Consider the following 13,458-nt stretch of genomic DNA (forward strand, 5'->3'; position numbering starts at 1 on the left):
TATATAACCTAAAATAATAATATAATGAAAACGATGGAAGAAACTCGATTTATTGATACCGTAGTCGAAACATTGAGAAAAGCAGCGATTGAAATAGAAGAGCTTCAGGTACAAGCTGCATTGGGAAAAGTTGAAGCACAAGACAAATACGAAGAGGTAAAGAAGAAATTCAACAATGTCTTACATGACGCTAAATCTAAAATTCACGCAGGTAAAGACAAAATAGAAGACATTGACACCAAATTTGATGAATTGCGCATACAATTAGAATTAGGAAAAGCTGAAAGTATAGATAGTTTTAGAGTAGAAAAGAGAAAACTATTGTCTAAACTTCATGAAATTGAAGTAAAAATTAAAACCGATAAGCGCATAAACCGTCTGTATGCGTTTGTATTATTGGAAATTGAAAAATTTAGAGTCAACCTTGAAATTTTAGAACAAAAATTTGAACAAGGTAAGGATGGTGCTAAAACCTCTTTTATAAAAGGGAAGCAAGAATTTAATGAGTTCATTGATAGAATTAAGACTAAATATAGTGAAAAAGAAGAAACCAAATGGGAGCATTTTCAAGAAGAAATTTCTGAAGGGTTTCGTCATTTTAAAAAAGCGTTTATAAAAACTGCTTAGTCTTAAAAAGAAAAGCAAACCTAGAAAAATAGAAAATTTAGGTTTGCTTTTCTTTTTAAAATCTATTTATTTTGATACCACCATTCATCATGATCACCCTTTCTTATATCTTTTATCAGACCGTAAGCAATTATCAGAGTAATAGCCAAACTAACGATACCTAGTATTGAAATCCCTCCCCAAAGAGGCCTTATACCTGAAATAATAAACATGGCTGCACCAATTATTAGTGCTGCAATTATAAAAGCAGATACAATTTGCTTGCTAACACGCTGTATAGTATGCACCATTGGATCTATACCCTTATGTGTTAAATCTACTTTAACCTCTCCTCTATTTATTTTACGAATGACATTCTTTAAATCCCTTGGGAAATCCTCCATATAATTACCCAATTCATAGACTGAATTAAGAGCTTTTTCTCCAAATCTAATTGGATTAAAACTCTTAGCAACAGCTCTTAATAAAAATGGTCGTACAATAGTATATTGATCTAAATCAGGATCCAGTTTATGCACAACACCCTCTATTGTCACCAATGATCTGGCAAATAAGAAAAAATGAGTTGGCACTTTTAATCCATGTGCAATGATGATATCCTTTAGCTCTATTAAAATGGTACTCATTTCATTTTTATGCACAGAACGTACATAGAATTTTTCAACAAATTCATTGATATCAAACTCTAAGGCTCTTATGTTTTCTATATTGGTATAGTTAGATAATTGTTGTAATGCCTTAATAATTTTATTTACATCCTTTCTTGTAATGGCCAAAAACAGCTTGCCAAATACTTCAATGTCTCGTGGCAAAATACTGCCCATCATACCAAAATCCAAGTAACATATATGACCATTAGGAAGTACCAATAAATTCCCAGGATGAGGATCTGCATGGAAGAATCCATAGTTAAAAATCTGCTTAAAATAACTTTTAGCTAAACGTCTAGCAATGACATTAGAATCAAAATTTTTGTCTTTTAATTCTGAAAGGTTATCAATTCTTGTACCAGACATAAACTCTAAAGCCAGTATTTTTACAGTCGTAAATTCACGATATACTTTTGGTGCTCTGGCAAACTGATTAGCACTTTCATCTTTAATAATATTATTATAAAAACGCTGTACATTGATGGACTCGTTAATAAAGTCGAGTTCTTTGAGTATGGCATCCTCAAAATTTCTCACCAAGCCCATTGGGTCAAAACTCTTAATAGAAGGTATCCGTTTTTCTAAAACCTCAGCAATACTGTACATTACCTTAATATCTTCAATAATAATGCCTTTAATACCTGGCCGTTGAATCTTTAATGCCACTCGTTTTCCGTTATGTAGTGTCACCTTATGCACTTGTGCCATAGATGCTGAAGCAAAAGGTGTAGGATTGAACCAAGCAAATAGATTTTCTACAGTGTCTTTTAACTCGGTCTCAACAACCTGTTTTGCCAAACCTTCAGGCATTGGCGGCACATTATCTAATAGTTTTTCTAATTCAAACGTCAGTTTTAAGGGAACTAAATCGGGACGGTTACTGAGAATTTGCCCAAACTTGATGAATGTTGGGCCAAGCTCTTCGCAAACCAAACGCATTTTTTCCCATTTGGTATATTTTGTAGCATTTATTCTAGATGCTCTAGGAATTAATCGCTGAAGATACATGAAGCGTTTTTTCTCTTCGAGATATTGCACCAAGTCTTCAAATCCATACTTTACTAAAACCTTTAAAATTTGATTGTATCGAGATACGGATTTATACTTCTTCCCTATGTTAGAATATAGGCTCATATTATGATTTTGTTTCAAGTTTATTTACTCTTGCTTCCAATAATGCTATGGCTGCATCGGCTTGTTCAAACTTTTCATTTAAAGCTTTTATTTCATCTAAATGAGCAATGTTTATTTTTTTGTACACTTTGGATACTAATTCTTCAATCTTAGACTCTAGCTCTTCTTTAACCTGATCGGCTTTATTTAAAATCTTATCCATTAGTTCCAACTCGTTACCTTCTTCATCTGTAGCCGAATCTGAAGCTATCTTATTGAGACCTTCTTTCCTTTTTTCGGACCAATCGTTAAATTTGTCTAATAAATGTGTGTCTCTACTCAACACATAAAGACTAGATGAAAGTGTAACTAACTCTATTAAGGTTTTTGTTTTCATGTCTGAAGTTTTAGTATTATAAACCAACACAAGATATTACTATATGGGTTATCTTAAAATGATTTTAATCAGTTGGCATGACTCAGATCTCATTTATTTTTGAATGTAAATTAGTATGTGTTTAACTTTAAAAATTAACATTATTAAATCTGAACCAAACTTATAAATAATGACAAAAAACGTGGTATGCCTTCATCAAAACAAAAATTATAGAAGTTAAGCACATTAACAAAAAGAAGAAATTCCGTCATCGTATTCCAGTCAAAAAACATAGTAAACTGATTGAGATATTGACAAGTATTCTTATGTAAAAACACCAAATTAAGCATCCCTTCAAAAGAATTAGTTGTTAATTAAGACATCTATTTAAGCAACATCGCAAGTACGCTTTTCTGATTCAAAAAATATGACAACATCAAAATATTAGTACATCTCCACCAAAAAGCTTCTCTATCCTTAGAGATAATGTTGAAAAACATACCAAAAAAGATAGTGCAAAAAAATAATTAAAGATTTAGTGTAGAATTACAAACATCTTAACGATTGAGTTTATAGTAATAAAATGCAGGCAACAATAGAATTAAACCTATAGGCTGTATTAAAAATCGTCTAATATTAAAAAACAAATAGTAGTCTTCTTGCTTAGGATTAGTTACAAAATAAAGGAATGGTATCATTAGTAAAACATAAGCTAGACCATAAATTAATACAGAAAATTTAATAATATTCTTATCCTTAAATATCACATATAATATACCTAAAGACAAAAGTGTATTTAAAAGAAACCTCAGGCTCGTAAATAAAACCAGTTTAGCGACTTCTCGTCGAGGACTATCAATATATAAATAAACATTTTCAAAAAATGTGAGATAAGGGTCGTAAAACAAAATATCTTCAAAAGTTCTTATTAATACCAGCCCCAAAAATAAGACCATCAGCAATATGTATTTTGTGATCTTATTCACTAGCTTTTTTATTTTTAGAAAAACGATTTACCCAAACCATCCATAGTAAAAAAACTGTTCCGTATATAAACATAGGGAAAATAACTGTGTGTAAAATTTCTCTTCTCCATGGGTAATGATATAATCCTACTGACAAGATTACAATTCGAACTAAATTAAAAGCATAGATGATGATACTACCAGCGAAACAGTACATTAAAGTAGTTCTAAATTTACCTGCGAAGGCAATAATAAAAGATAAAAATAAAATAATTATACTTATCGCATTGCAACCTTCAATGATTCTTGCCACAAACTTTCCGTTAATTATGATTTTCATTGACGGTTCGTTTGGGTGAGGTATAACATCAGCCTCATAACCTATTCCATTAAGTAAGGTATTGGATTGTTTTGCTACTAAGTTGGTAAAATAATCTGGGTAAAATTTAGTCCCCTCAGATAATTTTAAATACGAATTATAACCAATTATCAGCACAGAATATACAGCCAAAAAGATGACTATAAATCGAATAACTAATTTATATTTTGCTAAAAGTGCTTTCAAAACAAAAGGAAGTGTTAGTTTGTTGTTAAATTTATAAAAACAGTATTTTAAAACAGCGGATTTTAAAATACTTTTACCAAAAGTTTTTTAACCTATGACTTTAGAAGAATTAAAACCTGAAATAAAATTAATAGTTACACAAGAAAATCTAAGCACAGATAAACGTTTATTGAAGATTTGTAAAATCCTTGAAGCCAACATAGACTATTACAACTGGGTTGGATTTTATTTTAAAAACGGAGACAAAGATGAATTAAAACTAAGCTCTTATGTTGGTGAGCCAACAAATCACACTATAATCCCATTCGGAAAAGGTATTTGTGGGCAAGTTGCACTGAGCAATCAAAACTTTGTTGTTTCAGATGTTAACACTCAAGACAATTATATTGCGTGTAGTATTACTGTGAAAGCCGAAATCGTTATTCCAATTTTTGTAAATGGAGAAAACGTTGGGCAAATAGATATTGACTCCAATACTTTAAATCCATTCACAGAAGTTGATGAGCGTTTTTTGGAGTTTGTATGTAAACAAGTAGCAAAAATAAATGATATTACATACCAGTTCTAATGGCTTCTACAGGATCTAGTTTAGAAGCAGAAATTGCTGGAATGACACCAGAAATTAATCCAATAAATGTAGAAAGAATAAACCCTAAAAACATATTACCAAAGGACAATACAAATTCAAATTCTTCTACCACTCCATTCATAATCATTGCTATAATCCAAACAAGGAATAAACCAACCAAACCACCAACAACAGCAAGAATGATTGCTTCAAATAAAAACTGAAATAAGATAAATCTGTTTTTTGCACCAAGAGATTTCTGAATACCAATAAGGTTAGTCCGTTCCTTCACACTAACAAACATAATGTTAGCAATACCAAAGCCACCAACTAGGAGTGAGAAACCGCTTATAACCCAACCAATAGTATTTAGCACAGAAATAATTGCATCTACAAAAGACACCAATCCAGATAATTTAGTGACAAAAAAGTTATCCTCTTCATCTGCTTTCAAACCACGATAAGTTCTAAATTTTTGTTTTAATACTTGCTCAAACGCGTCAATATCAATACCTTTTTTAGGTTTTATAACTACTGCACCTGGAAGACCATTTACGCCACCATTTCTAAAACTTCTTACAAAATTCACCGGCACAAAGGCTTTATCATCTGGAGAATCACCAAAGCCACTACCATATTTTTTCAAAATACCTATAACTGTAAGTTTTCTCCCGTAAACACGAACAACTTTTCCTATAGGATTAATTTTATCAAATAAATTTTCAGCTAAGTTAGCGCCAAATACTATAACAGATGCTCCTGTATCAGACTCGAGTTCTGAATAGAATCTCCCCTTTTCAATTTTTAAATCATCGATGGTGTATATGCCATGAGATATCGGTGTTACATCTACATTAGTAATCGATTCTGCCTGATATCTAATGGTCTCATTTCCCCCAAAAATAACATAAGCTGATTCTTCAATATTTGAGACACTCCTCCTCAAAAACTCAAAATCATCATAATTGGTTTGAGGAAAATTATCACGCTTCCATCTAGGCACTTCTGTTGGTCCAAATGAAAATTTAGTCACGTAAATTGTATTTTTATCTAAGCCAGCTAAATTTTCTTTAATCTTTTTGTCTAATGAATCTACAGCCGCTAAAACGGCAATAATAGAAAAGATACCAACTGTAACACCCAAAAGTGATAAAAATGTACGAAGTTTATTATTTCTGAGTGCATTTAACGCGAATGAAAAACTCTCTTTAAATACTCTTAAATAGACAAGCATAGGTTGGCTGTTTTAAAACAATTTAAAGATAGGACGTTTTCAACAATTTATTGTTACAAAAAACTTAAAGAAACTGGTTTTATCAAGAAGATTTTACTACTGAATATGTTTATTTTTGCAGCATCAAAAATACAACACAACATTATGAGCAACAAAACCATTTCGTCAGCGCTAATTTCTGTATTTAGTAAAGATGGATTAGCACCAATTGTAAAAAAATTAAACGCACTTAACGTTACTATCTATTCTACAGGTGGAACAGAAAAGTTTATTAAAAATTTGGGCATTGAAGTTGTGCCAGTAGAGAACGTTACATCTTATCCTTCAATACTTGGCGGACGGGTTAAAACGTTACATCCAAAAGTTTTTGGTGGTATATTAAATCGTCAAAATCATGACGGTGATGTTGCAGAATTAGCAGAATTTGAAATCCCGCAAATTGACTTGGTTATTGTTGACCTTTATCCTTTTGAAAAAACTGTTGCATCTGGTGCCAATAATGAAGATATTATAGAAAAGATTGATATTGGTGGTATTTCTTTAATTAGAGCTGCTGCCAAAAATTATGCAGATGTTACTTGTGTATCTTCTGTTGATGATTATTCAGAATTCTTAGAGTTGCTAGAATCTAAAAATGGTATAACTTCTGATGAAGACAGAAAGCGTTTCGCTGCAAAAGCATTTAATGTATCTTCACACTACGATACTGCTATTTTTAATTACTTCAACAAAAATTTTGATGAAGCAGTTTTAAAAATAAGTGAAACTAAAGGTAAAGTATTACGCTACGGAGAAAACCCACATCAAAAAGGGTTTTTCTATGGAGATTTTGATGCTGTTTTCACAAAGCTTCATGGAAAAGAATTAAGCTACAATAATTTACTAGATGTTGATGCTGCCGTTAATCTAATGTTAGAATTTAAAAATGACGCACCAACATTTGCCGTTTTAAAACACAATAATGCTTGTGGTATAGCGCAACGAGATACATTACATCAAGCTTATGTAGATGCACTTGCCGGAGATCCTGTTTCGGCTTTTGGTGGTGTTTTAATTAGTAATTCTGAAATTGATGTTGCTACTGCTGAAGAAATTCACAAGCTATTCTGCGAAGTGGTAATTGCACCTTCTTATTCTTCTGAAGCCTTAGAAATTCTCAAAGGAAAAAAGAATAGAATTCTTTTAATTTTAAAAGATATTGAAATGCCACAAACTAATGTAAGAAGCTGTTTGAATGGTGTTTTAGTTCAAGACAGAAACACTATCACAGACACACTTGAAAGTTTAAAACCTGTAACTAATAGTAGTGCTACCACAAACGAATTAGACGATCTAATATTTGCTTCAAAAATTTGTAAACACACAAAATCTAATACAATCGTTTTGGCAAAAAACAAACAATTGTGTGCAAGCGGAACAGGACAGACAAGTCGTGTAGATGCTTTAAACCAAGCGATTCATAAAGCAAAATCTTTCAATTTTAATTTAAAAGGCGCAGTAATGGCTAGTGACGCATTTTTCCCGTTTCCAGATTGTGTAGAGATTGCAGATAATGCAGGTATTACGGCAGTTATACAGCCAGGAGGCTCTATAAAAGACGAATTAAGTATTAACTATTGTAACAAAAATAACGTAGCAATGGTCTTTACAGGAACACGTCATTTTAAGCACTAAACACACTTTAAATATTGGAATCTTAAATTAAAGTTTGTAATATCCCTAATAATTGAGAAAAAAATTAAGCAATAAACGTCTATAATCATTATTGACATCGTATAATTTATTACATTTACAGATAGTCTTATAATGTAGAAGAGATTAACCCAAATAATTAAGAACAACACATGGGATTTTTTGATTTCCTAACGGAAGAAATAGCCATTGATTTAGGAACCGCAAACACACTAATTATACACAACGACAAAGTTGTTGTAGACAATCCATCTATTGTAGCCAGAGACCGCATAAGCGGAAAAATCATAGCCGTTGGTAAAGAAGCCAACATGATGCAAGGAAAAACGCACGAAAACATTAAAACCATTCGTCCTCTAAAAGACGGAGTAATCGCGGATTTTGATGCTTCTGAACAAATGATAAGTTTGTTTATTAAAAATATCCCTGCGTTAAAGAAGAAATTTTTCAACCCTTCTCTACGTATGGTAGTTTGTATTCCGTCTGGTATTACTGAAGTTGAAATGCGAGCGGTAAAAGAATCTTGTGAACGTGTTAATGGGAAAGAAGTTTATCTAATACACGAACCTATGGCAGCTGCTATTGGTATTGGTATAGATATTATGCAACCAAAAGGAAACATGATTGTAGATATTGGTGGCGGAACCACTGAAATTGCAGTAATTGCTCTTGGCGGTATTGTTTGTGATAAATCTGTAAAAGTTGCAGGTGATGTCTTTACAAATGATATTATTTATTACATGAGAACCCAACATAACTTATATGTTGGAGATAGAACAGCTGAAAAAATTAAAATTCAGATTGGTGCAGCTACTGAAGATTTAGAGTTGCCACCAGAAGACATGAGCGTTCAAGGGCGTGATTTATTAACAGGAAAACCAAAGCAAGTTCAGATTTCATTCAGGGAGATTGCAAAAGCTCTAGATAAATCTATTTTACGTATTGAAGATTCTGTAATGGAGACACTATCTCAAACTCCACCAGAATTAGCAGCAGATATATACAACACAGGTATCTATTTAGCAGGTGGTGGATCGATGCTGAGAGGTCTCGACAAGCGTCTATCTCAAAAAACAGATTTACCAGTATATATTGCTGAAGACCCTTTAAGAGCTGTAGTTAGAGGTACAGGGATTGTACTTAAAAACTTACCTAAATATAAAAGCGTATTGATTAAATAAAAAGGTAAATAATGCAACAAATTTTCAATTTTGTTATTAGAAACAAAACCTTTCTGTTGTTTTTATTGCTTTTTAGTATTGCATTAGCTTTAACCATTCAATCACATTCATATCACAGGAGTAAATTCATAAATTCCGCAAACGGATTAACAGGAGGTGTATATGGCACTTTTAATTCTATAGGTCAGTATTTCAATTTAAAAGACGAAAACACGATTTTGGCTGAGGAGAACAAAATCTTGAGAGAACAATTATTTAATAGGACTTGGATGAAGGATTCGTCATATATTGATTCCAGTTATTCCAAAGGAAAATATACAATTAGAACCGCACAAGTTTATAAAAACAGTTATTCGCTTACCAATAACTACCTAACACTCAACAAAGGCCAGAAAGATAGTATTAAAGAAGATTTTGGAGTTTTTACATCTAAAGGAATTATTGGTATCATTGATAATACGTCAAATAATTATGCTACAGTATTATCTATTTTAAATAAGCGAAGCCGAATTAATGCAAAGCTAAAATCAACTGACCATATTGGAACTTTAAAATGGGATGGGAAATCCCCTTTTTATGTACAACTTGAAGATGTCTCTAAGTTTGCACCAGTAAAAGTTGGTGACACCATTGAAACAGGAGGTGAATCTGCAATTTTCCCTAAAGGATTAGGAATTGGCACCATCGATAGTTTTTTAACTGACGTAAGTGGAGATACCTATACAATACAAGTAAAATTATTTAACGATATGACTAATATCGGAACTGTTTATATTTTAGAAAATGGTGATAGAACAGAAATTAAAACTTTAGAGAATCATAGTAATGAATAATGTAGTAGGGATAAATATTATTAGATTTATAGCACTACTTTTAGTGCAGGTCGTTTTAGGTAATAACATAAATTTTCTAGGATACATTAACCCATATATTTATATCATATTTATCTTTTTATTCCCTATTAGAGACAATAGACTCGTGTTTTTATTGGTAAGCTTTGCTTTAGGCATGTTGGTAGATATATTTTCTGATTCTGGTGGAGTACATGCGGCTGCGTCAGTTTTTTTAGCTTATACAAGACCGATACTACTAAAAACATCTTTTGGTATGCTTTACGAGCATCAAAGTATAAAGTTTGGTAATACAGAAATTGGTAGTTTAGTTACATACATCACATTTGGTACTGTTCTACATCATTTCATATTATTTTCTCTAGAAATTTTTAACATCTCTAGCATACTTTTAATATTAAAAAAGACGTTATTCTCTAGTATTTTCACCATCATACTTAGTGTCTTAATTATAATTTTATTTAGTCAAAATCGAAAATGAGAAAATTTCTCCTCTTAACAACTGTTATTCTCGTTGGTCTCGTTTTTATTGCACGTTTATTTTACCTACAGGTTTATAGTAGCTCTACTTACGATATTTTCGAAGACAATGCTATAAGTAAGGTTTACAACTATCCAAAACGTGGTTATGTATATGATAGAAACGGAAAGCTTCTAGTTGCTAACCAACCATCTTACGACGTAATGGTAATACCAAGAGAAGTTATCCCTATGGATTCTTTAAAACTGATTGAGTTTTGTAATCTATTGAAAATAACACGCAAAGAATACGATAAAAAACTCGCTAGAGCTACAAAGTACTCACGTCGTTTACCATCACCATTTGTGCCTCAACTTTCAAAGACTGACTACGCTGTCCTTCAAGAAAAAATGAGAAAGTATGATGGCTTTTATATTCAAAAACGATCCTTACGATCTTATCAAACGAGTATTGGTGCCAATGTGCTTGGTGATATCGGAGAGGTTAATCGTACGATTATTGATAAACAACCATATTACAAAATGGGTGACCTTATAGGTAAGCAAGGTGTTGAGAAAACATATGAGCAAACTTTAAGAGGCGTAAAAGGAATTAAGTTTATACAGAAAGATCGTTTTAATAAGGATATTGGTCCATATAAAGATGGTATATACGATACTTTACCAAAACCTGGCAAAGATATAACCATAACTATAGACGCCAAATTGCAGGCTTATGGTGAATTATTAATGAAGCATAAACGTGGTGGCATTGTTGCTATAGATCCCAGTAATGGTGAGATTTTAGCAATGGTAACAGGTCCAAGCTATAATCCAAATTTACTAGTCGGTAGAAATCGTTCTAAGAATTTTTCAAAATTATATAGAGATACCATCTCAAAACCTTTATTTGATAGAGGGTTGAAAGCACAATATCCTCCTGGCTCACCATTTAAGGTAATCAATGCACTTATTGGCTTACAAGAAGGTGTGGTAAAAACTGATGATAAATTCACTTGTAGAATGGGTTATTATTATGGCAGTAGGCGCCTAACAGGTTGTCACCATCATAAAAGTCCTGTGGATATGAATTTAGGGATTGCCCAATCTTGTAATGCTTATTTTGTAAATGTTTATCGTCGCATTATAGATAAATATGATGATGCAGGTGAAGGAATGAATATTTGGGCAGAACACACAAAAAGTTTTGGTTTAGGTAATTATTTAAATAATGATCTTTCCGTTGGAAACAAAGGCAGAATACCAGACGGAGATTATTATGATAGGGCTTATGGAGCTAATCGTTGGGGCTCAACTTTTATTGTTTCTAATGCCATCGGTCAAGGAGAAGTTGAAGCCACTCCTATTCAACTAGCAAATATGGCAGCAGCTATTGGTAATCGTGGTTATTATTACACACCACATATTATAAAATCTATTGAAGGAGACACCATACCTAACAAATACACAGCTCGAAAACACACAACTATCAATAAGCAACATTTTGAACCTGTTATACAAGGCATGTTCGATGTATATAACAAAGGAACAGCTAAAACGTTGAGAGTTCCTGGTATTGAGATTTCCGGAAAAACAGGAACTGCAGAAAATTTTGTGAAAATTGATAGTGTAAAAACACAACTAACCGATCACTCCATATTTGTAGCCTTTGCACCAAAGGATAATCCCACAATAGCTATTGCAGTATTTATTGAAAACGGATATTGGGGAAGTCGTTTCGCTGGGCGTATGGCAAGTTTAATGATCGAAAAATATATTAAAGGTTATATTACCAGAACTGATATGGAAAACTGGATCTTAACCCATAGTCTCGAGAATGAATACGCAAAACCCTATTCTGGTAAACCTTTTAAAATTAATGGAGAAACTACGCTTCAGGTAATCGATAACTATGCTACAAAGAATTCAAAGCAGAATGACATAAATCAATAAAATCGATGCTTAGAGAAAACCAAAGACGTTTTAAATTTGATTGGATTACCATTATTTTGTTTTTGTTATTGGTAGGTTTTGGGTATCTCAATATTTTATCGGCATCTCATGTTGGTGAAGTTACAAGTTATTTTGACACGTCTCAACTTTACGGTAAGCATCTGATATTTATTGGGTTGACTTTTCTACTCATTATTCTAATCCTTTCGTTTGAAGCAAAATTCTATGAGCGTTTTGCCAGTATTATATATTTAGTCGCCATTTTTGCCTTAATTGGTTTATTTATTTTTGGAAAGGATGTTAATGGAGCTCGCTCTTGGTATGGCATTGGCAGTATGACTATTCAGCCAAGTGAGTTTGCCAAATTCGCTACAGCTCTGGCTGTAGCGAAGTATATTAGTGACTTGCAAACAAATATGAAAACCTTAAAAGATCAGCTCCGAGTTGTTGCTATTATCTTTATTCCTGCGTTACTAATATTACTGCAAAATGACGCTGGTAGCACCATTGTATATCTTGCTTTTTTCTTTGTGTTTTATAGAGAAGGCTTGCAACAAATATATTTAGTTGTGGCACTGTCATTAATAGTTTTAGCAGTCTTATCATTAAAATTTGGAGTTTTGGTTGCTAGTGTAGTTGCTATTGCTGTATTATTAGCAAGATATTTTATTCGAAAAAAGAAGCGCGCATCGATTCTTCAATATATAGCTGTATTAATAGTCTCTATAGGGTTTTCTTATGGAGTAAAATTATTCTATCAGCATGGTTTAAAAATCCATCAACAAAATAGAATTAGTCTTTGGTTACGTTTAGAAAAAGATCCTACCAAATTAGAACAAATGAAGAGGGACGAAGCGTACAATCTCATTCAGTCAGAGCAAGCAATAAGTTCTGGAGGGTGGACTGGAAAAGGTTTTTTACAAGGCACAAGGACTACTGGTAAATTTGTACCAGAACAACACACAGATTACATATTTAGTACTGTTGGTGAAGAATGGGGTTTTTGGGGTAGTAGCTTTGTAGTGCTTTTATTTGTAATGCTTATTATTCGGGTTTTATATCTGGCGGAATCTCAAAAGTCACAATTTAGTCGCGTTTATGGCTATGGAGTCGCTTCTATACTATTTGTTCATTTTACCATTAACACAGGTATGGTAATGGGATTAATACCAACGGTTGGTATCCCTCTACCTTTTTTTAGTTATGGTGGCTCTGGTCTTTGGG

At 32.5% G+C, this 13,458-nt stretch carries 13 protein-coding genes; 8 read left to right on the plus strand and 5 right to left on the minus strand.

Going from position 1 to position 13,458, the window contains the following annotated elements; translation table 11 throughout:
- Positions 1 to 24 precede the first annotated feature (24 nt).
- Complete coding sequence (locus tag AAC053_RS03845) at positions 25 to 627, plus strand: hypothetical protein (RefSeq protein ID WP_339752998.1); 603 nt, start codon at positions 25 to 27, stop codon at positions 625 to 627.
- Between the two features lie 62 nt (positions 628 to 689).
- Here AAC053_RS03845 and AAC053_RS03850 read toward each other — a convergent pair whose 3' ends face one another.
- From AAC053_RS03850 to xrtF, 4 genes are all read right to left on the minus strand, one after another.
- Positions 690 to 2,411, minus strand: a complete 1,722-nt coding sequence (locus tag AAC053_RS03850; protein ID WP_339753000.1) for an AarF/ABC1/UbiB kinase family protein — start codon at positions 2,409 to 2,411, stop codon at positions 690 to 692.
- Position 2,412: 1 nt separating this feature from the next.
- Positions 2,413 to 2,787 carry a hypothetical protein gene (locus AAC053_RS03855; protein ID WP_339753003.1) on the minus strand — a complete coding sequence of 125 codons (375 nt, stop codon included), beginning with the start codon at positions 2,785 to 2,787 and terminating at the stop codon, positions 2,413 to 2,415.
- A 536-nt stretch (positions 2,788 to 3,323) separates the two neighbouring features.
- Positions 3,324 to 3,752, minus strand: coding sequence for an exosortase F system-associated protein (locus AAC053_RS03860; RefSeq protein WP_339753005.1), 429 nt, complete (start codon positions 3,750 to 3,752; stop codon positions 3,324 to 3,326).
- A complete protein-coding gene (xrtF, locus tag AAC053_RS03865) occupies positions 3,745 to 4,296 on the minus strand; it encodes an exosortase family protein XrtF (RefSeq protein ID WP_339753007.1) in 552 nt (183 codons plus the stop codon). Before xrtF ends, AAC053_RS03860 begins: the two co-directional genes overlap by 8 nt.
- Positions 4,297 to 4,390: 94 nt before the next feature.
- Here xrtF and AAC053_RS03870 point away from each other — a divergent pair, with 94 nt between their 5' ends.
- Positions 4,391 to 4,864 carry a GAF domain-containing protein gene (locus tag AAC053_RS03870; protein ID WP_339753009.1) on the plus strand — a complete coding sequence of 158 codons (474 nt, stop codon included), beginning with the start codon at positions 4,391 to 4,393 and terminating at the stop codon, positions 4,862 to 4,864.
- On the opposite strand, the gene AAC053_RS03875 is transcribed toward AAC053_RS03870, so the two are convergent.
- Positions 4,848 to 6,098, minus strand: a complete 1,251-nt coding sequence (locus AAC053_RS03875) for an ABC transporter permease (protein WP_339753012.1) — start codon at positions 6,096 to 6,098, stop codon at positions 4,848 to 4,850. The two genes, AAC053_RS03870 and AAC053_RS03875, sit on opposite strands and share 17 nt — an antisense overlap.
- A gap of 144 nt (positions 6,099 to 6,242) precedes the next feature.
- Between AAC053_RS03875 and purH the strand changes: the two genes are divergently transcribed.
- The 6 genes from purH to rodA form a co-directional block, all read left to right on the plus strand.
- Positions 6,243 to 7,772, plus strand: a complete 1,530-nt coding sequence (gene purH, locus AAC053_RS03880; RefSeq protein WP_339753015.1) for a bifunctional phosphoribosylaminoimidazolecarboxamide formyltransferase/IMP cyclohydrolase — start codon at positions 6,243 to 6,245, stop codon at positions 7,770 to 7,772.
- Between the two features lie 170 nt (positions 7,773 to 7,942).
- Positions 7,943 to 8,971 (plus strand): rod shape-determining protein, encoded by a 1,029-nt coding sequence (locus tag AAC053_RS03885; protein WP_339753018.1) that lies wholly within the window; start codon positions 7,943 to 7,945, stop codon positions 8,969 to 8,971.
- Positions 8,972 to 8,982: 11 nt separating this feature from the next.
- Complete coding sequence (gene mreC, locus AAC053_RS03890; RefSeq protein ID WP_339753020.1) at positions 8,983 to 9,804, plus strand: rod shape-determining protein MreC; 822 nt, start codon at positions 8,983 to 8,985, stop codon at positions 9,802 to 9,804.
- Positions 9,797 to 10,303: a rod shape-determining protein MreD gene (locus AAC053_RS03895; RefSeq protein ID WP_339753022.1), complete on the plus strand. Its 507-nt coding sequence runs from the start codon at positions 9,797 to 9,799 to the stop codon at positions 10,301 to 10,303. The genes mreC and AAC053_RS03895 overlap by 8 nt, the downstream gene beginning before the upstream one ends.
- Positions 10,300 to 12,234 (plus strand): penicillin-binding protein 2, encoded by a 1,935-nt coding sequence (gene mrdA, locus AAC053_RS03900; protein ID WP_339753024.1) that lies wholly within the window; start codon positions 10,300 to 10,302, stop codon positions 12,232 to 12,234. The genes AAC053_RS03895 and mrdA overlap by 4 nt, the downstream gene beginning before the upstream one ends.
- A gap of 5 nt (positions 12,235 to 12,239) precedes the next feature.
- The coding region (gene rodA / locus AAC053_RS03905) for a rod shape-determining protein RodA (protein WP_339753026.1) at positions 12,240 to 13,458 on the plus strand (1,219 nt) is incomplete at its 3' end.

Source organism: uncultured Winogradskyella sp., assembly GCF_963975125.1.
Lineage (GTDB): Bacteria > Bacteroidota > Bacteroidia > Flavobacteriales > Flavobacteriaceae > Winogradskyella.